Genomic DNA, 23,762 nt, shown 5'->3' with positions numbered 1-23,762 from the left:
GTACTCGGCGGCGAGGCGGCGGGCCAGGTGACGGGCGATCCCGCCGAATCCACCGGTGACGACGACCACCGACCCCGTGCGCAGCACCGCGTCGCCGGAACTCGGCGTGGCATCGGTGAGCGGGCGGGTCCGGCGGATCCGGCGTTCTGCGCCGTGGTAGCGGATCTCGGTGGCGGGGTCGCGTTCGTCGACGCCCAGCTCGGTGGCCACGATGTCGTCGATCGGACGGGCGGGGTCGCGTTGGATGGCCCGCAGCAACGGTTGCGGCTGCTCGAGCCGCAGTGTGCGGGCCGCACCGCCCAGGAGGGCGCAACTCGATTCACCCGCGGGTGTCGCCGGTGTGAGAGCCAGCACCAGGCGCACCGGCGGTTCGGACACTCCCGCGACCGCGCGCAGCAGATCGCGCAGCGGCAGGTACACCCGTTCGATCAGCGCCTGCGGGTCACTGTCTGTCGTCGTTTCGGGCCACAGGTACACCGCGGCGTCGAAGCGCAGCCGCCGGGCCGTCAGCTGGTCGACCAGCGACTCCATGTGCCGTGCGTCCGCCGGGTGGACGACGAAAGCGTCTGTACCGGAGACGAACTCGCCACCGGGACGGACCCGGATGACAGTCGCGGCCGCGCCGTGCGGGTAAGGGTGCTCGGCGGTATCGAAGACGAGCAGGCTGGTGGGTTCCCGACGCGTATGCGCGGTGGTGTCGGGCTCCCAGTCGAACCCGAAAACGACGAGGTCTTCCGCCGCTACCGATTCCGGCGACGCGACCTGGTCAACTGTCGGCGGGCCCGCCACCTCGGCGACCACGGTGGATTCAACGGGCACGGTGTCCGGGGCCGACGTGGCGGGGCGATACTTCGCGCCGGCGGTGTCGGCGAGATGTCCGGCGAGCGCGTCGATGGTCTGGTACTCGAACAGCAGCGTCGGATACAGCGGCTCGCCGACCCTCGCCTCCAACTCGGCGGTCAGCCGCAGCAGACGACCGGAATCCAATCCGAGCTCGTAGAACCCGACGTCGGTGGCGATCCCCGCGGCGTCGGCGCCGAGTTCACCGGCCACGAGAGCGGCCAGATCGGCGGTGATCACCGCACGCGGATCACCCGAGGCCACCGGCACAGTCGTCGGTCGCGGCGTGGCTTGTCCCGTGGGTGCTGCCTGCGGCCGCGTCAGCAACCGCTGGATATCCGCGCTGCCACGCACGCGCTTGGACGTCAGTCGATACCGCGCCACCGGGGCTCCGTCCCGGTCGTAGAGCGCCACATCGGCTTCGAGCAGGTCCCCGCCGTGCCCGCCGCCGCGGACCGCCGCTCGCACGAGCACCTCCTCGGGCGTCGGGCGCCAGGCGCGGACGTCGCCGAAGAAGATGGGGATGAACGCGCTGTCGTCGTCCACGCCGAGCCGCTGCGGATCGATGAACGGCACGATCGTGGAGGCGTCCAGGAACGTGGGATGCAGCAGGAAGCCGGGCAGATGCGCCGCGGCCTCCGCGCCGAGACCGAGCGTCGCGGTGACCACATCGTCGCGCCGAGCGAAATACCCAGTGGCGCACATGAATTCGCGATGATCGATACCGCGGCCGCCGGTCTGGGCGTACAGCTCCGCCATGCCACGCGCACGGGACGCCGCCCGCAACTCGGCCGCATCGATCCCCGGCGGCTGATCGGAGGAAGCAGACCGCACCACAACGCATTCCGCGACAGGCTCGATCGCGCCGACCGGCACGCCTTTCGCGTCCAGGCTCTGGACGTCGATGGCGATCCGGCCGGTCGGACGATCCACGCGGAACGCGATGCGCACCGCGCCGTCGTCGGCGAGGGCGACCGGACGCTGGAACAACGCCTCTCGGATCGTCAGTTCGCCGGGCCGGTACCCCGCCGCCATCGCCGCGCGCAGGATCATGTCGAGATACACCACGCCCGGCAGGATCCGTACACCGTGCACGCGATGGTCGCGCACCACCGGGTCCTCGGCGCGCAGGGTGGTGGCGAAGCTGTCCAATTCGATCCCGCTCATCGCAGCGGCTCCACCTGGAGGAACGACGGTGCGGGCGCGCTGATCGGCACCACGATCCGCGGCGCGGGCTCCGTCGATGTGCTGGGAACCGTTTTCGGCAGCATGAAGCTCCTCTTGCGGAAGGCGGGTGGATCCAGGGGGTGGCGTGTCGGACGGTGCCCATCGGGCGCCTGCTCGACGATGAGGTGGGCATTGGTGCCGCCGAAGCCGAACGAGCTGACGCCCGCCGCGCGGGGCCTGCCGTCGGCCGGACGCCACGGGCGCAGTTCTCGGTTGACCTGCAGCGGCGATCCGGCGAACTGGAATCGCGGATTGAGGTTGTCGCAGTGCAGCGACGGCGGCAGCGCCGCGTGGTGCACGGCCAGGATCGTCTTGACCGCCCCGGCGATGCCCGCCGCGGACAGCAGGTGCCCGATATTGGTTTTCACGCTGCCGACCGCGCACGGCTCCGGGCCGCGCGACCGGTCGCCCAGCACGGTCGCCAACCCCTTCAGTTCGATGGGGTCGCCGATCATGGTGCCGGTGCCGTGCGCCTCCAGATACGACAGCGCGTCCGGGGACATGCCCGCCACTTCGAGCGCCGCGGTGACCACCTCGATCTGTGCCCGCATGTTGGGTGTGGTGATGCCCATCGTGTGCCCGTCGTTGCCGATCGCCGAGCCGCGCAGCACCGCGTAGACCCGATCGCCGTCGGCGAGCGCGTCGTCCAGCCGCTTGAGCATCAGCAGCGCCGCGCCCTCGCCCGGCACGAAACCGTCGGCGTCCTCGGAGAACGTCGCGCACCGCCCGTTCGGCGAGAGCACACCCGCCGCCGACAACGTGACGAACAGCATCTCGTCGAGCAGCACTTCGACCCCACCGGCCAGCGCCGCGTCGACCTCGCCCGCCCGCAACGCCTGGCAGGCCAGATGCACCGACAGCAACGACGACGAGCACGCGCTGTCGAGCACGACATTGCCCGCGTGCCAGTCGAAGAAGTCCGAGATGCGCGCTGCGATGAAGTTCTGCCCGATGCCGATGATGGTGTGCCGGTCGGCGACCGGGATGCGGTTGAAGTAATTCGCCGCCCTGCTGCCGGCGTAGACGCCGACTCGCTTGCCCGCCAACTCTTCGCGCCGGTATCCGGCGTCGGTGGTGGCCAGCACCGACGTCTCGAGCAGCAGCCGCTGCAACGGGTCCATCTGCCAAGCGAGCTCGTCGGTGACCCCGAAATACCGCGGATCGAACAGATCGACACCGTCGACGAACCCGCCCCATTTGCTGTTGGTCAGACCGGGCCCGCCGCCCGGGCGGTAGAACCGGGCGGGATCCCAGCGAGCCGGGTCCACCTCCCGGATGCCGGAGGCGCCCGTGGCGAGCAGGCGCCAGAACGCGTCCGGAGTGTCGCCGCCCGGAAGGCGGCAACCGATGCCGACCACGGCGATGGGCTCGGCTGCCCGGCCACTGCGGGCGTCGGCCGCCCAGGTGGCCGCACTGGGACGGTATGTCCCGCTGTCGAGTGTGCGTTGATGATCAGCCGGTGGCCGCTGCGGATCGGCCGGTGGATCCGGCGGCGCTTCGGGCGCGAAACGTTCCGGGAACTGCTCGGTCAACAGACCCGCCAAGTCGTCCAGGGTCGGGAACTCCAGTACCAGCGCCGGGTCGAAGGGCGCGTCGACGACCTGCTCGATCCGGCGCACCGCCGAGGCGATCAACACCGAATCCGCGCCGTACTCCTCGAACCGTTTGTCGCCCTCGAAGCGGGCGGGGGCCAATTTCAGTTCGTCGGAGAAGATGCGCAGCAATTCCTGATACGCCGCCGCGGAGCCGTTCGCCGCCGTGGGCCGCGCGGTCGGCACGGGCGCCACCTCTGCCGCAGGTCGATTCGTCCGTGTCGAAAGATGAAGTGCCGCACCGTGATAGGGCAAGACTACCGGGGCGGGTAGACCCAGTGCCGCGTCGAGTAGCTCGAATCCTTCCTCGGCGCTGAGGGTGGGCAGGCCGGTGGCGCGGTAGGCCGCGCTGGTCACCTCGCCGAACCCGGTGTCACGGAACGACGGCCAATTGATCGACCGGAACCAGTGTCGTCCCAGGGCGTGCTGGGCCTCGGCGAAGCGGTCGAGGTGCGCGTTGGCCATCGCGTAGTCCGACAGGCCTACCGACAAGCCGGGCAGCACGGCCGACACCGAGGAGAACAAGACGAAGAAGTCGGGACGGTCGGCGGCCAGGACGTCGGCGAGGACCGCGGTGCCCCCCAATTTGGGCGCGAGCACGGTCGCGACGGCGTCGCCGGTCTTGCGCACGAACGCCGGGCTCTCCGCGGATACGCTTCCCGCGCAGTGCAGCACGCCGCCGATCGGGCCCAGCTCGTTGCGCACTCGGTCGAAGAAGCCGGACAAGCCCGCCTCGTCGGTGAGGCTGCCGAAGTAGGTGCGCACGGCGACGCCGCGGTCACGCAACCGCACCAGCCGCCGAACCTTCTCCGCCTCGGGGCCGGTTCCGGCAGCGACCCGGTCCCATTCCGTCTGCGGCGGTAGCGGTTCCCGGCCAAGGACGGCCAAGCGGCGCGCTCCGCGTTCGGCCAACGCCGCCGCGAACGCCGCACCCAGTCCGCGCGTGCCGCCGGTCACCACATAGGTGCGGGCGGGATCCACCACCAGACCGTCGCGGGCTGTCGCGTCGGTGAGTTCGACGGCTTCGCGTATTCCACCGCGATACCGCACCCGCGGCGCGCTGTCCTCGGTGGCCGCGCTCTCCGCGCCCAGTATCGTCAGCAATCGCGCGGGATCGGCGCACACCGCGTCGCGCTCGTCACCTATATGGACGCTCCGTGTGCGCACGTCGCGGATCTCCTCGGCGAGCGCGGCGACCAGGCCGCCCAGCGGCGCGGACTCCGGGCCGTCCGCGCCGGGGTGTCCGGCGGCGATGTGCAGCAGCGCGAGCGAACCGGCGCGCGCCTCGATCACGCCTTGGTAGAACCCCATTCGGCCGAGGTCGCCGGTGGGTCGTCCGGTCGCCGCGGGGACGAGATCGCCCACATCGAGGACGCAGTCGGTGTCGGGATAACGGGCCGCGAGCGCCCGGCCGAGCGCAGCGCCCGCGTCGAAGTCGTCGCGGTGCAGGTCGCCCGGTAGTTCGGAGAGCCGCACCAGGCGGCCCGGATCACCGGTAGCGGCGGTCAGCGCCTCCAGCAGGTGGTGCGGGGTTCGCGCGTCGTATACCAGCAGGGCGCGGCGGGAACGCAGGTCACCGCCGGGCAGCGCGGCTTCTCGCCAGACCGGGACCAGCAACCGTTGCGCTGCTGCCCGGCGGGTCGGCGCGGACTCCCGCATCCCGGCCTCCGTCTCGAATCCGCCCGTCGAAAGCTCCGACAACGGCTCGAGTGCGAGCCATTGCGCTGATACGGGTTGCGGTGCTCCCGCTTGGAGCGTGGCCTGCCCATTCAGCGCGGGTTGCGCGACCGGAACAGGTCCCGAAGTCGACGTGGGCTGCGGCAGTGAGGTGTTGTCCGGCGTGAATGTGGACTGGTCACTGTGCCCGGCACCCGGTTCCACGCTGGACGCGACGTCCGGAATCCAGTACCGCTCTCGGGCGAACGGGTACGTGGGCGCGGGAATCCGGCGTCGCGGTCCCGGATCACGGACGGTGGCCCAATCGAGGTCCTTACCGCCGAGCCAACGCGCGATCCGGGAATCCTCCGCCGCGTCCCGGCAGGATCTAGCGCCCGGCACGTCCTCGACCCAGGCGCGGACCGCGGCGCGCAACTGGCCGATGTCGCGCGCGACGAACGCGGCGCGCGCGCTGCCCGCCTGCCGACCCACCTGCATGGTGAAGGCCAGATCGGCGAGGTTCGGCTGCTGCCCGGAGAGGAAACGATCCAGCGCGGTGACGTACTCCGTGAGCCGCTCGCCGTCGCGCGCGGAGACCGGGACGACCTGACCGCCGCTGAACCGCGTCTGCGGCCTGCGATCCACGTACTCCTCGATCACCACGTTCGCGTTGGCCCCGCCTGCCCCGAACGAACTCACCGTCGCCCGGCGCGGCCGCGCCGGATCTCCGCCGGGCCATGGCAGCGGGCGGGACGGGATTCGGAACGGTGTGGCCGCGAAGTCGATGTTCGGGTTGGGCGGCGTGGCGTGCAGCGACGGCACGATGGTCCGGTGGCGCAACTGTAGGAGCACCTTCGTCAGCGCCGCGACACCGGCCGCGGCCTCGAGGTGGCCGACATTGGACTTCACCGAACCGATCGGCAGCTCGGTCACGCCGGACGTGCCGAACACCTTTGCCAGACCGGCGATTTCGATCGGGTCGCCCAGCGCGGTGCCGGTGCCGTGCGCTTCGACGTAGGAGACCGACGCCGGGTCCACGCCACCGGTGCGCAGCGCCGAGCGGATCACCGCCGCCTGCACGTCGGGATTGGGCACCGTGAACCCGTTGACCCGGCCGCCGTGGTTGATCGCGGTGCCCTTGATGACGCCGTAGATGGTGTCGCCGTCGGCTTCGGCGTCGGCCAGCGGCCGCAGCACCAGCGCCCCCACACCCTCACTGGCCACATACCCGTCGCCCCCTGCGCCGAAGGAACGGCAGCGGCCGTCGGTGGAGGCGAACTGCCCCTGGCTGAGCGCGACGAATTTGTACGGGTGCAGTGACAGATTGACGCCGCCGACCAGCGCCAGCCTGCATTCGCCGGTCCGGATGCTCTGGCAGGCCAGGTGCAGTGCGGTGAGCGAGGACGAGCACGCCGTGTCCACCGCCATGCTCGGCCCTTGGAAGTCCAGGGCGTGCGAGACACGGTTCGGGATGCTCCAGAACGTCGACCCGGGCAGCGTGCCGCGCCCGAGCCGGGACTCCTCGGCCCCGAACATCTGATAGGTGCCCCACATGACACCGACGAACACACCGGCCTGCTCCGGACGCAGGCCGCCACGGGCCAGGTCGGCCCGGGAGTGTCCGGCGTCTTCCAATGCGGCCCAGGCGGTTTGCAGGAACAGCCGCTCTTGCGGGTCCAGGATCTCCGCCTCGCGCGGGGAGATGGCGAAGAACAGCGGATCGAAGCAGTCGACGTCGTCGAGGAACCCGCCCCACTTGGTGTACGCGGTGAAAGGGTTGTGGCGGTCGGGGACGAAATAGCGGCTGTGATCCCACCGCTGCCGCGGGATCTCGGTGACGCAGTCGCGTCCCTCGACCAGCACCCGCCAATACTCGTCGAGCCCGTCTGCGCCCGGGTAGCGTCCGCTCACGCCCACGATCGCGATGTCCCCCACCGCGTCGATGTGGCGATCGGTGTTCGAGATGGCGGCCGCGGTCGGTGTCTCGCGCGATGCGAACGACTCGGCCGACGCATGTCGAACCTCCTGCCGACCGACGCTGGGCGCGGTCGGCGCGGACGACCCGAACGGGTCTGCCGATGCGTGCGCGGTCACGGGCCGCCGGTCGCGCGAAGCCGAGCGGTCGGCAGCGGCCGCGTCGTTTGTGCCGGTCTGGTGAGTGTGTGGGGCGGTATCCGTTGCCCGCGGCGGCACGGTCGCGACGCCGTTCGACATCGGCACGGTGCCGCCCACGGCCATTTCCACGTTCAGCCGGGGAGCGGGCGTCCGCGCCGCCGTCCGATCGGAGGAATCGCCATTGCTGTCGATCGGCGGCGGCGCGGACGGCGCTTGCGCGGAGGTCAGCCGCACCAGCAGGCCGACCACCGCGCGCGGGGTGGGGTACTCGAAAGCGAGGGTGGCGGGCAGGCGGTGACCGCTGGAGCGCGACAGTTCGTCGCGGATCTCGAGCGCCGCGACCGAGTCCAGCCCGAGTTCGTGCAGCGGCCGATCGAGATCATCGCCGGGCGCCAACCCGAGGCAGCGGCGCACCAGCGCCTCCGTCCGCGCGGACAGGTCGGCGGCCGAATCTGTCGGCGTGGACGCATTTTCGATCGGCGCGACGAAGTCCAGCAGCACGTCCGGCACGTCGGCGGCGGTCATACCCGACATCGTCAACGGCATAGTGGTGACCGCCGGAGCCGCGGAACCGATCAGTTCGGCGAGCGTGTCGAAAGCCCGGTCGGGCCGCAGCAGGCCGTAACCACGGCGGGCCAGCCGTTGCACCGCGCCGCTGCTGAGCCGCTCGACCATTCCCGTGTCCGCCCACGGGCCCCACGCGATCGACAGCGCGGGCGTGCTAGACGCGTCGCGCGACTCGGCCACGCCGTCGAGGAAGGCGTTCGCGGCGGCGTAGCCGGCCTGACCGGGCAGTCCGACCACTGCCGCGGCCGAGGAGAACAGCAAGAAGAATCGCAAGGACCGGCTCTCGGTCAGCTCGTGCAGATGCCATGCCCCGAACGTCTTCGGCGCGAGCACCCGCCCGACCCGTGCGGCCGTCTGCTCGGCGATCACGCCGTCGTCGAGCACCCCGGCCAGGTGCACCACGCCCGCCAGCGGCGGCAGCTCACGGTCGATCCACGTCAGCGTGGCCGCCACGGCCGTACGGTCGGCGACGTCGAGCGACCGCACCTCGATCCGAGCGCCACGCCCCCGCAATTCGGCGATGGCGGACTCCGCTCGAGCATCGGGCGCGGACCTCCCGGCGAGAACCAGGTCCGGCCAACCGCGATCGACGAACCAGCGAGCCAGCCGCAGACCGACCCCACCCAGGCCACCGGTGATCAGCACCGTCCCACCCGCGCCGGAGGCGACCGTCGGCGCGCTGGGCACTGTCAACGGCACGAGCCGAGGCACCCGACGACGCCCCTGACGCAGCGCGAGCTGCCGCGGCGACGAGGGTGTCAAGAACGTGTCGACCACGGAGCGAACGTCGGCGTCCTTATCGAGATCGATTACATGACAGCCCATTTCGCGGTGTTCGAGCTGCGCGCTGCGGGCGAATCCCCACAGCGCCGACTGCTGCGGCGCCACCCGATCGGAAGGCTCGACTCGCTGACCGTGACGGGTGAGCAGCCACACCGCCGGTTCTCCGGCCAGCGCCGCGGCCTGCACGAGATGCAGCGCGCCCACCACCAGACGTTCCGCGGCCACCGGTGCGGGCGCGTCCTCGTCGGACAACGCGACCGCGGAGACGATCCCGCGCAGCGGTGCGCGACCGTCGTCCACCGCGCCGAGCAACGCCCGCACGGCCGCGGGCACGCCGAGGTCGATCTCGAACTCGTCTTCCCCGCGGAACCTGAACCCGTCACCGGGCCTGGCGACTACACACTCCCCGCCACGTGCCCGCAAGTCGTCCGCGACGTCGTCGGCGAAGCTTCCGGGCGCACCGATGACGAGCCAGCGCCCGGCCGCGGAGGCCGGTGCCGCCGGGCCGGTCTCCCGCCAGTCGATCCGGTAGGTGTCCGCGACCGACCGATCGGGGGACGCCGGGGCGGACGACTGCCCGGCCGAATTCGGCGTGGGCATCACTCGCAATCCGTTCGCGACCAGCACCGCAGAGCCCTCCTCATCGAGCAGTCGAACATCGGCGACACACAGCTGCGGCGTCTGCTCGAGGACGCGCACATGGCCGAATCGAACGGTGCCCGCCGCGGCGGAGACGAGTACCTGGTCCACCGCGAACGGCACCCACGTCTGCTCGTCGGCCCGCGGCGACATCGCCGCGTAGGTGGCTTGGAACGCCGCGTCCAGCAGAACCGGGTGCACCGCCCCAGGGCCGGTATCGGTCTCGAAATCCGACAACGTGGCCAAGGCTTCGCGCCGACCCAGGCGCAGGCCGACGACACGGCGGAACGCCGGTCCGTAAGGCAGGCCCGCGCGGGTCAGCCGTTGGTAGAACTCCGCTGCGCCCAGGTGTTCCGGGCAGGCGCCGAGAATCTCCCCGAGAGAGGCACCATCCGGGATCCGGTGCGTTCCGGTGCGGACATGGGCGCGGGCGTGTGTGCCTGAGCTTTCCGTCCGCACGTGCACCGCGAATCCGTCGGCGGCCGGGTCGAAGACGATTCGTACCTGCTGCGGGCCGGTCAGCGCGAGTCCGCTGGTGATCACGAGGTCCTCGATCGCGACGACGTCACCGGCGACGAGTCCGCGCGCGATGTCGGCGATGGTGGCGACGAACCAGGCGCCCGGCACGACGACAGTCCGATCCACGACATGGTCGGCCAGATATGACGGAGAATCCGGCCCGAGCGTCAGATCGAAATTCGTCGCGGTGCTGCTCGATATCGAATGATCTGCCTGCCGGGCCGCAGCCGCGGCGATCTCTTGCCGCGTCCGAAGACCCGCATAAGGGACGGCATCCACCTCGGCCGACGGAGGCGCGGCCCCGAGGTGCGTCAGAGGATTCGGCTCGGCTGCGATGCCCGATCCCGGGACCGTCTCGTAACCGCGAGTTGGATGGGTCGTGACGCTGCGATCCGATAGCTCGGCATGCAGATGCATCGAAACCTTCGAGTGTCCTGCGCCGGCGGCCTCAGAGTGCGGAAGGACTGCGTCGACCGGACGCGTCGAGTAGCCCACGGCGGGTGTCGGTGCGGTTCCGGGCTCCTCCGAGACGCTGCCCGACCGCGTGGAGATAAGCGTGTGCCCGTCGCCAGCGCTGCTCGGTGCCGCCCCAGCGGCGTAGGACCGGGATTCGACCCAATAGCGTTGCCGCTGGAAAGGATACGTCGGGGCGAACACGCGCCGACGATCGTGCGGACGGTGCACCTGCTCCCAGTCCACCGCCACGCCCCCGACATACAGGCGTCCCAGCGCCGTCATCATCATCTCGCGATCACCACGGCCGCGACGCAGCGACGCGACGAACCGCGCCGAGTCACCCAGCACGCGCCCGCCGAGCGCGGACAACGTCGGATGCGGCCCGATTTCGAGGAACTCGTCGATCCCCAGCTCGGCCAGCGCACGCAAGCCCTGTGCGAACCGGACCGGCTGACGCGCATGCCGCGCCCAGTACCGCGGGTCGAGTTCGCCCGGGCGCAGCACCGCACCGGTGAGGTTGGAGATCAGCGGAATCACGGGATCGGACATCCTCGCCCGGGACGCCGCCGCGGCGAGGTCGTCGAGAATCGGGTCCATCGCCGCGGAGTGGAAGGCGTGCGAGACGGTGAGATCGGCGGACCGTATACCGTCGGCCGACAACTGCTCGCGCAGCGGATCGAGTGCGGCTCGCGGTCCGGCGACCACCACCAGAGCCGGTCCGTTGTATCCCGCGATCGACACCGCGGGCGCATACCGTGCGACGAGCGGCGAGATCTGCTCGGCGGGGGCGTCGACGGCCACCATCGCGCCTCCGTCCGGCAGGCGCTGCATCAGGCGACCGCGCACGGCCACGAGCCGCAGGGCGTCCTCCACGCTCATCGCCCCGGCGGCGCAGGCCGCGACGTATTCCCCGACGCTGTGCCCGAGCACCGCCGCCGGGGCGATCCCCCACGACCGCCACAGCTCCCACAGCGCCCACTCGACCGCGAACAACACCGGCTGGGTGAACACCGTGCGACGCAACAGCTCCGGACCGTGATCGCCGTAGAGGGCCTCGATCAGTCCGATACCGTCCGCGATCGGCTCCAGCGCCGCGTCACAGTGCCGCAGCGCGTCACGGAAGACCGGTTCGGAGTCGAACAACTCGCGTGCCATGCCCGGGTACTGCGATCCCTGCCCGGTGAACAGCAGCGCCACCTTCGTGCGCGCGGTTCGCTCCACCCGGCCACGGATCGGAATCGGCCAACGCAGCTCTCGCGCCGCGCCGGCGCTGGTGTCGGCGACCACCGCGAGCCGTTCTTCGAAGTGTGTCCGCGCGGTCGCGGCGGTGTAGGCCAGATCGCCGAGTGTCGCCTGCGCCGAGTCGATTCGGTCTGCCCAGAGCCGCGCGCTGTCGGCGAGGGCGGTCTCGTCGCGCGCGGAGAGGACGAGCACCTGCGCGGTCGGCGATTCCGGTCGCGGCGCGGGTACCGGATCACCCTGCGCCAGGATGACGTGCGCATTGGTGCCGCTCATCCCGAAAGAGCTGACCCCGATCGCCGGTTCGTGCCCGGTGCGCGGCCAGTCCCGCGCCTCGCGCACCACTTCCAACGGCAGCCCGGCCCAGTCGATCAGCGGGTTCGGAGTGTGGAAGTGCAAGCTCGGCGGGATCCGGCGGTGCTGCAACATGAGCACGGCTTTGATGACGCCCGCGACACCTGCCGCCGCCTCGGTGTGCCCGATATTGGTTTTCACCGACCCGATGAGCAGAGGCTGCGTGCGGCCCGATCCGTACACCTCGGCCAGCGCGGTGGCCTCGATCGGATCGCCGAGCGGGGTGCCGGTGCCGTGTGTCTCGACGTAGTCCACCGTGTCCGGCCGCAGGCCCGCCCGTTCCAGCGCGTCGGTGATGACGCGCTGCTGGGCCGGGCCGTTGGGTGCGGTGAGACCGTTGGACCGTCCATCGTGATTCACCGCGACGCCGCGCACGATCGCCAGCACCCGATCGCCGTTGCGCCGGGCCTGCGACAGCCGGGTCAGCACCAGCACGCCGCAGCCGTCGGCGCGGACGTAGCCGTTGGCGTCGGCGTCGAACGCTCGCGAGCGTCCATCGGGCGACAGCGAGGCCAGGCGGCAGAAACCGATGGTGGTCTCCGGAGCCAGCTGGAGGTTCACCCCGCCCACCAGTGCCAGATCGCAACGGCCCGCTCGCAGCCCGTCTTCCGCCGCTTGCAGCGCCACCAGTGAGGAGGAGCATGCCGTGTCCAGCGTCATCGCCGGGCCTTGCAGCCCGAGAACGTAGGCCAAGCGCCCCGCCGCGACGCTCGGCGCCGAACCGATTACCGAGTAGGCGCCGATCGCGGTCGGATGGTCGGCTCGGGTCGGCGTGGCCGGATATTCGCTGAAGCACAGTCCGACGAACACGCCGGTGCGGCTGCCCGCCAACGCGCCGGGTGCGCGGCCCGAGCGCTCCAGCGCCTCCCACGTGGTTTCGAGCAGCAGGCGTTGCTGCGGGTCCATCGCGCGTGCCTCCGCCGCGCCGATACCGAAGAACGCGGGGTCGAACTCGTCGGCGTCGTCGACGAAACCGCCCCAGCGGGTGTACATCGTGCCCAGAGACGCCGGGTCCGGGTCGTAGTAGGCGTCGATGTCCCAGCGCTGCGGCGGCACCTCGGTGATCGCGTCGCGTCCGTGCCACAGCAGGTCCCAGAAGTCCTCCGGTGTGCGCACCCCGCCGGGGAAACGACAGCTCATGCCGACGATGACGATCGGGTCGTCGTCGGTACGGTCGGTCTCGAAGTCGATGCCCGGCGAAACATCCTGTCTCGCAGACTGTTTTGGTGGAGTCGCGATCGGGTACCGCGGCGTGGGTGCGACCGGGTTCACCTCGTCAGCGACCGGGGGCACATCAGCCGCGACCAAGGGCGCGTCAGCGGGCACCGGGGACACGTCGGCCGCGACAGCGGACACGTCCGCCGCAGGCAAGAGCACGTCAGCCGCGACCAGAGGCACGTCGGTGACGACCGGGGGCACCTCAGCCCCGGCGGGGGACAAATCGTCAGCCCCGGCCAGAGGCAAATCGGCCGCGTACGAGGGCACATCAGCGGCGATCACGTTCGCGCCGCCGACGGGAGCGGCTGCGCCTCCGCTGGGAGCGGCTGCGCCCTTGCGGTGCAGGAACCGCGCCATCTCACGCACAGTCGGATAGTCGAAGACGAGCCCGGCAGGCAGCGGCATTCCGACCTCGACGGCGAGCGCGGCCCGCAGTTCCATTCCGGTCAGGGAGTCGACGCCCGTGTCGTGCAGTGGCAGATCAGGATCGAGTTCGCCCGCGCGATCGAGTACCCGCATCGCGACGCGCTGGACGAGCGCCTCCCACGGTGCGAGATCGTCGGACGCCGACTGCGTTCGCGGTACCCCGGTGGTCTCCCGTGGAATCGTCGGCGGTACGGCCGGCGCGATCTGCGGCATGCGCTGCGCATACCACCGCTCCGGCACGAATTCGAAGACGCCAGGGGCAGCACTGTCGTGCCGGACGAGGTGCTCCAGCGCCGCGGCCGCGTCGCCCGCGGACAGCGGAGGCAGCCCGCGCCGCACGAGACGTGCGGTGACGTCGGGCCGATCGGCGGCCATGCCCACGTCGGCGAACGGCCCCCATCCGATGCTCAGCGCGGGCAGTCCCTCGGCACGCCGCCGCCAGGCCAGCGCATCCAATGCCGCGTTGGCCGCGGCGTAATTCGCCTGGCCAGGGGTGCCGAGTACGCCCGCGACGGAGGAGTAGGTGATGAAGAGTTCGATCGGTTGATCGCGGGTGAGCTCATCGAGGTGGCGCGCCGCATGGTATTTGGGTCCGAGCACGGTCTCGAACCGCGACCAGGTCTGCTCGCTGATCACGCCGTCGTCGAGCACTCCCGCGCAGTGGACCACGCCGCGCAGTGGCGGGAATCCGGATTCCGAAATGCTTTGCAGCAGTTCCGCGACGGCCGCGCGGTCGCCGACATCCGCCTGCCGCGCCGTCACTCGAGCGCCGGTGCCGCGCAGCGATTCCAGCAGCCGTTCCCCTGCGGGATCCGGCGCGCGTCTGCCTACCAGCACCAAATGCCGTGCTCCGCGGTCGGCCAGCCAGTGCGCGGCCTCGGCGCCGAGGCCGCCGAACCCTCCCGTCACAAGATAGGTGCCATCGGGCAACCGGTCGCCGCCCGCGGCGACCGGGACGTCTTTGCCGAGCAGGACGACGCGACCGGGATGATCTCGTTGCGACATGGCGCGGAACGCCTCGGCGGCACGATCGATGCCGTAGGCAGCGTGCGGCAGCGTGGTCAAAGCGCGCTGCTCGAACAGTGCCAGCACACTGCGCAAGGCAGCGCCCAGTCGCCGCGGGTCGACAGCGACCGGATCGAAGGTCCGGTGGTCGACATCCGCATGCCGATGCACCGTTCCGGTCTGCACCGGGTCGACGATCTCGACGAATCGGCCTCCCGCATGCAGTACTTCGGATGCGTGTGCGGCGAAGCCGTCCCCCGAGGTGTGCACGACGACGTCCAGTCCGTGCCCGGCGGTCGCCGCCCGAACCCGTTCGCCCAACTCGTGGCTGCGCCAGGTATGGATCTGTGTGACCGGCAGACCCGTGTTCCGCGCCCAGCGACACAGCGCGGCGGTCGCGCACACCTGCGCTCCGGCGTGCACGGCGAGCTGCACCGCGGCCATGCCGATGCCATCGGCGGGGCCGTGGACGAGCACCCGGTCCCCGGCGCGCAGACCGCCGAGGTCGAACAGCGCGTGCCAGGCGGTGGTGAAGGCGTAGGGCACGGTCGCGCCGTCGGCGAAGGGCAGGTCGTCCGGCAGCCGGGCCACCATGGCCTGGTCCACCGTCACGTGGCGGGCGAAACTGTCGGCCGCCAAGGCGACGACGCGGTCACCGACCGCGAATTGCTCGACCCCGGCACCAATCGCGGTGATCCGGCCCGCGCACTCGGAACCCAGCGGTCCCGCCCCATCCGGATGGATGCCCGAGGCCACCCAGAGGTCGTGGGCGTTGAGGCCAGTGGCGGCGACGACGATTTCGACTTCCCCTGCTGCCGGTGCGCGTCGGATACCGGGCTCCAACCGCATCCGTTCGAACTCGCCGGAACGGTGCGCGACCAACCGGTAGTCGGTGGACGCGAGGCCTTCGGCGACGCGCGCGGTCAGCCAACGGCCGTCGCGGAGGGCGAATTCGCCTGCGGCGCGGCCGCTGAGCAAACCATCGACGATCGGGGCGCTGTCCACGATGGTTTCCGCGGGCAGGTCCAGCAATCGGCATCCGAACTCGGGGTGCTCGGTGGCCAGCGTGCGTCCGAAACCCCACAGCAAAGCTTGATCAGGGTCCGGCAGGTCGGCCGGGGTGACGCGCTGAGCGTTCACGGTCAGCAACCAGAGCGCGGCGGGCCGGTGTGCTGCCGAGTCCAGAGCGCGCGTCAACCGCAGGGCGGCTTCGATGCGAACCTGGGCAGGAGCCGCCGCCCACGCGAAGGCTATGCCTTGAAACGAATTCGCGGCCTCGGAAGACAGGATCTCGTCGGCTGCGTGCCCGTCCTCGGGGCGAATCATCACGATTTCAGCGCCCCGCGCGCTCAATCCGGCGGCGACAGCGTCCCCGACCGCTCCGTCACCGAAGATCAGCCATCGACCCGCAGGTTCCTCGCGCACGCCACCCTCGACAGGAGCCCATTCCACGTGATGCAGCAGACGTGCGAGTCTTGTCGAGTCCGACTCCGCGGCAAACGATTCCGGCAAGGTATCGAACTTCGCGGCCAGCAGGCTCACACCCTGAACGCTGGCGAGCGGCCGCCCGGACTCCGAGTACAGGGTGGCGTCACCGACGATGATCCGCCTCCCTCGTTCGGTCACCCGCACCCGGCACCGCACGGTCGCATCCCCCGCCGTCGGGTTGCCGAAGAATCGGACACGATCGATTTCCGACGGCAAGAACAACTCCTCGCCCCCGGTAGCCGTCACCACGATGCTGTGCAGACAGGCATCGAGCAGGATCGGATCGAGCGCCGTGCCGTCACCGGCCAACCGGAACGCCGTCTCGGCCTCGGTGGCGCTGATCCGCCGGAACTCCAGGGCGCAGCGGTAGTCAGGACCCAGGTCCAGGCCCAGCCGGGCGAGAGCGTCGTAGTAGGCGGTCCAGATGCGCGCATCGGAATGAGCGGAGTCTGCCGCATACGGTTTCACCGGCTCAGGCTGCGCCGCAGTGAGTGTCGCTTGCGCATAACCGGCTCGGGCGTCGTCGGAGCCGAGGAAGCGCACATCATGGCCGTCCGGGCCGGGTTCGACCACGACCCGCACCACTGCTTCGGCGGTGACCTCCAACGGCGTGATCAGCCGCAGCTTCCTGACTTCCCATGCCCCGGGCAGTCGAGTGGCGATCTCGTTCAGCTGAACGCTCAGCCACGCCGCGGGCACTGTCGGCAGACCACGCAGCCGATGTCCTGCGAACATCTCCGGGGTGAGCCGCAGGGCGCGTGACGAACTCGAGTCGTCCCGGCGCGGCGTCAGCTCGAGCCAATGCCGTTTGCGCTGGAACGGGTAGGTCGGTACATCGACATGTCGCCAATGACGACCGGAATAGACGGCACCCCAATCGATCTCGGCGCCCTCGACATACCGTCGAGCCAGTTCGAGCGACCCGCTCGACACTTCAGCGACGGACCCGCTCACTGTGACCCCGGAGGCGACGTTCTCGAGCGCGGCACGCAGCTGCGCGGCAGTGTCGAAACCGATCGCCACGCGCTCACCGAAGTGTGTTCGGCCCAGCGCGGCGCGCGCACACAGATCCACCAATGCGATCTCAGGGTGGGCGACGAGCAGATCCCGGTAGCGAGCCGCCAGTTCGCGCAGGGCATCGGTGCTTTTCGCCGACAGGACCAGCAAATGAGGCCCGGCGTCCTTTGGGGCATCGGCCTCCGAGACCTGTGGCGGTTCTTCGATCACCACGTGCGCGTTCGTCCCGCTGATCCCGAAGGCGCTCACCCCCGCCCGCCGGGGCCGTCGAGAACGCCGCCACGGTCGCTCCTCGGCGACCACCCGGACAGCGACCGAATCCCAGTCGATATGCGGATTGCCCGAACGGAAATGCAGCGAGGCGGGAATGCGCTCGTGGCGCATCGACTCGATCACCTTGATGATGTTCGCGATGCCCGCCGCCGCCTGGGTGTGCCCGAGATTCGACTTCACCGACCCGATCCACAGCGGCGTGGTTTCCGTGCGACCCTCCCCTAGGGCTGCGGCCAGGGCGTTCACTTCGATCGGATCACCGAGTGCCGTGCCGGTGCCGTGTGTCTCGACGTAGTCGATGTCCCCCGCCTCGACGGCCGCGTCCGCCAGCGCCGCGCGGATGACCCGTTCCTGCGCCGGACCGTTGGGTGCGCTCAATCCCTGGCTGCGGCCGTCGGAATTGACCGCGGAGCCGCGCACCAGCCCCAGCACCCGATCGCCGTCCCGCCGCGCGTCCGCCAGCCGCTTGAGCACCAGCATTCCCGCGCCGTCACTCCAGACGACGCCGTCGGCGCGTGCGTCGAAGCTCTTGCACCGGCCATCGGCGGCCAGGCCGCGCGCCCGCGCGAAGTAGATGTCGAGCGAAGGCGTCAGCACCACGGTGGCGCCGCCCGCCAGCGCCAGATCGCATTCGCCGCTGCGCAGACTGCGCACCGCGGTGTGGACGGTCACCAGCGACGAGGAGCACGCGGTATCGATGGTGAGGCTCGGCCCCTGCGCGCCGAGGAAATACGACAGCCGGCCGGAGGCGACGCTGGAGAGGTTTCCGGTGCCGAACCAGGCATCGGGCGCGAGGTCGGCCCGCGCCATCCGTTCGGCATAGTCGTTGGACATCACACCGACGAAGACGCCGGTCCGGCTGCCCTCCAGACGGCTCGCCGGATAACCGGCGTGTTCGAGCGCCTCCCACGCCGTTTCGAGCAGCAGCCGCTGCTGCGGGTCCAGCATCCGCGCCTCGCCGACGGAGATGTCGAAGAATCCGGCATCGAAATCCTCGACACCGTCGACGAAACCGCCCCAGCGGGTGTAAGTCTTGCCGTCGGCATCCGGGTCCGGATCGAAGACGGCGTCCACGTCCCAGCGGTGCGCGGGTACCTCGGTCACCGCGTCGGTTTCGGTGGTCAGCAGGCGCCACAGATCGGCGGGCCCGCGCACGCCGCCGGGATAACGGCAGCCGACGCCGACGATCGCGATCGCGTCGGCGTAATCGTCCGGGGCAGGCTCGGCTTCGCGCGCTGTGAGCTGAGACACGTTCGGTGTACTAGGTGTAACCGGAAGTTTCGTTGGGTATACCGGAGCTGTGAGCTGCTCGGAGATGCGCGTGGTCGGTTGCTGTTCGGCCTGCTGCCCTGCCGTGCGGCCGGGGGCGGACGTGGCGCCGAGCCGGGCGATCTCCTCCGAAACCGCGGCGACCGTCGGATGATCGAACAGCAGCGTCGCCGGAAGTCGCATCCCCAGATCCGCGGACAGCGCGTTGCGCAGCTCGACCGCCATCATCGAATCGAGCCCGAGTTCTCGCAGCGGCGTGCGGTCGGAAACCGCTGTCGTGCGGCCGAGTGCCGTCATGGCGTGGGTGCGCACCAGTTCCCGCAGTTCCGCCGGATCGCGCGAATCCTGAGATTCGACCGCGGCGATCGGTTCCGGCTCCGCCGAAACCTCTGTGGCGGCGGGAAAGACCGACACGACTCCCTCCGCCGACAGCAGCCAACGCAGTGCTCGGACACCGTCTTCGGCGGCCAGTTCGCCGACACCGTGGCGTGCCCACGCGCGGCGGGCGGCGTCGCTCAGCCCTTCGGCCATGCCGATGCTCGCCCACGGCCCCCACGCGATGCTCAGGGCAGGCAGTCCTCGAGCCAGCCGCAGGCGGGCGAGGGCATCGAGATACGCGTTCGCCGCGGCGTAATTGCCCTGCCCGGCTGTGCCCACCACGGCGCTGACCGAGGAGAACAGCACGAACAGATCGAGCGGCTGTCCCGCGGTCAGCTCGTGCAGGTGCCACGCGCCCGCGACCTTTCCCGCGAACGCCCGGTCGATGTGCCCGGCGGTCTGCTCGAACAACAGGGCGTCGTCCAGAACTCCCGCACAGTGCACGACCCCGGCCAGCCTCGGCAACTCCACGCCGAAGCGGCTGATCAGGCGGGACAACGCATTCCGGTCTTCGACATCGACCACCGCGGTCTCGACTCGCGCCCCCGAAGCCGCGATCCGCGCCATCTCCCGCTCGTCTCGCGAGGTCGGGCCGCTGCGCCCGGCCAGCACGATCGTGCCCGCGCCGGCCTCGGCCAGCGTCCGCGCGGCAGTCAACCCCAGCGCGCCACGTCCGCCGGTGATCAGATACGCACCGCCACGCTTCACCTCGGGCGCCCCGCCCGGTTCGTCGGAAGGCTGCATCCGCATCGTGTAACGGTGACGCCCGCGCAGCGCGATCGCGGAATCCGTGGCGCCGGAGCGAATCTCGTCCACCAAGCGGTGGTCGTCGCAGCGCGCGTCCGCGGGCAGGTCGATCAGGCGGCACCGCAACTCGGGCAGTTCGGTGCGCGTCACCGCACCCAATCCCCACAGGGTCGCGGCGGCCGGACGCACGGGTTCCCCGGCGAGCGCTCCGGTCGCCCCCATTGTCACCAGGTACAACGGTGCGTCGGAAACCAGCCGAGCCATCCGTTGCACCACCGCGAGCGCGAATCGCGTTTCCACCCGCGCCGATTCGGCGCTGTCGTCCGCTTCGGCATCGGCGAGGTAGATCACCGCACGGTCGTCGCCGGGCCACACGTCCGGATCGGTCGTACGCTCCACGGATACCGCATCGGTACCCGCGGCGCGCAGCGCGGCGGCGAGCCGGTCCGCCTGCTGCCGGACGCCGACCACCAACGCGGCGGCGGGCGCCCGTCCGCTCGGCGACGCCACGACGCGCTCCCAGGTCGGACGGTGGGTGAAGCCGGACATGCTATCCCGATCCTGCGGCTGCCCGGCAGTGCCGGACTCGGCGAACCATACGTCTTCGATATCGCAGACCACCGCGCCGGCGGTATCGAAGACCGTCAGACGAACGGTGCGGCCGGTGCGCTCGGCCAGCGCCCACGCCGTTGCCCCCGCATCCTGGCCGGACAGACGCAGACCGCCGATACCCACCGGCAGACGCGCCGCGTCGCCATCTGCGGACACCAACGCAAGACCGGTCTGGATCGCGGCGTCGAGCAGACACGGCAGCCAGGCGTCCGGTTCGTCGGCGAGTTCCGCCGGGCGCGTCAGTTCGGCGAGCACGCGGCCCTCGCCGGACCACAATCGCGTGATCCAGCGGAATCGCGGGCCGAAAGTCAATCCGGCATCGGCACACCGGCGGTAGAAAGCCGCGACATTCTCTTCGGTGGACAGCGCGAGCCGAGCCGCGGACAGTTCGTCGGAATCGCGGGGTCGATTCGTGGCGGCTCGAACTGTCGCGGACACCGCGGTGACCGCGCCCTCGTCGACGTGGAACCGCACCTCGGCGCGATCGCCCGCATCGGACACCAGCGGCTCGGACAACTCCTCCAGCGGCACCGGTCGCGCGGCGACGAAGTCGATCAGCTCGCGGCCTGCGCCTCCGGCCGCACGCAATGCGCGCAACGCGAGCTCCGCCGCGGGCATCACCGCACGGTCGCGGAAGCGATGCTCGGCGAGATATCCCGTGCTCGGCGACGCGCTCTCGATCGGCACAAAGACCCGCTCTCGTTCGAAGGGGTAGGTGGGCAGGCCGTTGCGCCTGCGCGCGTCCAGCGGAACCACTGCGCTCCAGTCGATTTCAACGCCCAGGCGATACAGCTCGCCGAGCCCGGTCAACAGCACCTCGTCGTCGGTGGACGTCCGGCGCATGCTCGGCACCCACACAGCGGCGGGGTCGGTGTGCCGCCCGAATTCCGACAGCACCGGATGCGGTCCCACCTCGAGGTAGACATCCACGCCCGACTCGGCGGCCGAGCGCACACCCTCGGCGAAACGGACGGTGCCACGGGCATGCGCGCGCCAGTACGCCGCATCCATGAGGCCCTCGATCCGCGTGCCGGTCACGTTCGACACCAGCGGAATCGTCGCCGCGTGCGGGACGGGAACCAACTCGGCGACCCTGGCTTCGAAGTCGTCGAGCATCGGATCCAGCAGGGGCGAGTGGAACGCCGCCGTCCCGGGCAGCCGCACGGCACGGATCGACCGTTCCTCGGCAGCCCGCACAACCCGCTGCACCCCGTCCACCGATCCCGACACAACGAATTGCCCGGGGCTGTTGACCGCCGCGACCGACACACTCGCCGAGAGCTCGTCCAACAGTGTTTCGAACTCCACGGGCGCGGCGAAGACCGCCGCCATCGCCCCTTGCTGCGCCACTGCCTGCATCAACCGGCCCCGTTCGGCAGCCAGACGCAAGCCGGTGGCGAGATCGAACACGCCCGCGACGGTCGCCGCGACCAGTTCACCGAGGCTGTGCCCCAACACGACATCGGGGCGAACGCCGAACGCCGACCACAGCTCGGCGCAGGCCCATTCGAGCGCGAACAAGGCCGGTTGCGCGTACTCGGTACGGGCCAGCACATCGTCGTCCGCCTCGAACAGCACCGACCGCAGACGCAGGCCGTCGCGAAGCGGTCCCAACAACTCGTCGCACCGGTCGAGCGCCGTGCGGAAAGCCGGGTACCTGCGGTCGAGCGCCGCGCCCATCCCGGCGTACTGTGCGCCCTGCCCGGTGAACAGCATCGCGACCCGCGGCTTGCCCGGATCCGGATCGATGGACCGATCTGACGGTGCCGCGAGATCGCGCGCCGCTTCTTCGGCTGTCCTGGCCACGACCGCTCGCCGGTACGCGAAATGCGTGCGTCCCAGCGCCGCGGTGGCGGCGACGTCGGCGAGCGGCATCTCCTGCCGGTCCAACTGCTCCGCATAGCGGTGGGCCAGCGCATGGAGGGCCGACCTGGTGCGCGCCGAAATGACCAACAGCGCAGGCTCATTCGGATCGGCACGCGCCAGGGCCTCGGGCGGCTGCTCCAGCACCACATGTGCGTTGGTGCCCGCGAATCCGAACGAACTCACCCCTGCCAATCGCGGCTGCCGCGTCTGCGGCCAGGCGACGTCATCGGTCGGCACCGCCAGCGCCGTGCCGTCGAGCCTGATCTTCGGATTCATTGTGGCGAAATCGTGCTGACGTGGAATTCGTTCGTGCTGCATCTGCAGCACCACCTTGATCAGCCCGGCGACGCCCGCGGCCGCCTCGAGGTGCCCGATCTGCGACTTCACCGAACCGAGCAGGCACACCGACCCATCCGCACGTGGCACGCCGACCACCTGCGATAACGCCTCGATCTCGATCGGATCGCCCAGCGGCGTGCCCGTGCCGTGCGTCTCGACGTAGCCGATCCGATCGGCGGCGCACCCGGCGTCGGTCAACGCGTCGCGCAGCAACTCGCGTTGTGCCGTCGGATTCGGTGCGGTCAGCCCCATGGAACGACCGTCGTGGTTCACGCTCGAGCCTCGGACGAGCGCCCTGATCTCGTCACCATCGGCGAGCGCTCGCGAAAGCGTTTTGAGCACAACGACACCCGCGCCCTCGCCACGCACATACCCGTTCGCGCGCGCGTCGAAGGGGCGACAGCGCCCATCCGGAGAGAGCGCGCCCATGCGGGCCAGCGCCTCCGAAGTCAGCTCGGATTGCAGCAGATTCACTCCGCCCGCCAACGCGACGTCGCACTCCCCAGCCCGCAGACTGCGACACGCCTGATGCACCGCCACCAGCGACGACGAGCACGCGGTGTCGATCGCCACTGCGGGACCACGCAATCCGAGCACGTAGGACACCCGCCCCGCCACGATGCTCGACATCGTCCCGGTGAGCGTGTGCGCGTCCACCGAACTCACCCAGTCCGGTGTGATCGTGCGCTGGTATTCCTGCCAGCTGACACCGAGGAACACCCCCGTGCGGGCCGCGGCCGGACCACCCGGCACCAGTGCGGCGTCTTCCATTGCCGCCCAAGCCACTTCGAGCGCCAGCCGCTGTTGCGGATCCATCGACGCCGCTTCGCGCGGTGCGATCCCGAAGAACTCCGCGTCCATCGCATCGATCGGACCCGCGAGCAGCCCGGCTCGCCGCCGCGCCCGTCGAGGCGCCGAATCCGTTACCACCCAACGGTTCTCCGGCGCCTCGACGATCGCGTCGCGGCCCGAGGACAGCAGTTCCCAGTACTGCTGCGGGGATTCCGCGCCGCCGGGAAAGCGACAGCCGATTCCCACGATGGCGATCGGCTCGCGCTGCGGCCGCGCCTCCAACTCCTGAATCCGGCGGAGCGCCCGCGTCAGCAAGACCCGTAGGCCGTACCCATCATCCGACAT

2 protein-coding genes (1 of these 2 cut by a window edge) are annotated in these 23,762 nt (G+C 70.5%); both read right to left on the bottom strand.

Going from position 1 to position 23,762, the window contains the following annotated elements; all coding sequences use genetic code 11:
- A protein-coding gene (locus ACIHAX_RS07830) for a thioester reductase domain-containing protein (RefSeq protein ID WP_397276415.1) crosses the window boundary here: on the bottom strand, positions 1 to 2,007 show its beginning. It extends 9,906 nt beyond the left edge of the window; only the first 2,007 of its 11,913 coding nucleotides appear in the window; the start codon lies at positions 2,005 to 2,007; the stop codon falls past the left edge of the window.
- On the bottom strand, positions 2,004 to 23,762 hold the full coding sequence (locus tag ACIHAX_RS07825; protein WP_397276413.1) for an SDR family NAD(P)-dependent oxidoreductase: 21,759 nt from the start codon (positions 23,760 to 23,762) through the stop codon (positions 2,004 to 2,006). Before ACIHAX_RS07825 ends, ACIHAX_RS07830 begins: the two co-directional genes overlap by 4 nt.

Source organism: Nocardia sp. NPDC051929 (genome assembly GCF_044548645.1).
In the GTDB taxonomy this organism is placed as follows: Bacteria; Actinomycetota; Actinomycetes; order Mycobacteriales; family Mycobacteriaceae; genus Nocardia; species Nocardia sichangensis.
The sequence above is the reverse complement of the archived record's forward strand: the minus strand, read 5'-3'. Positions and strand labels throughout refer to the sequence as shown.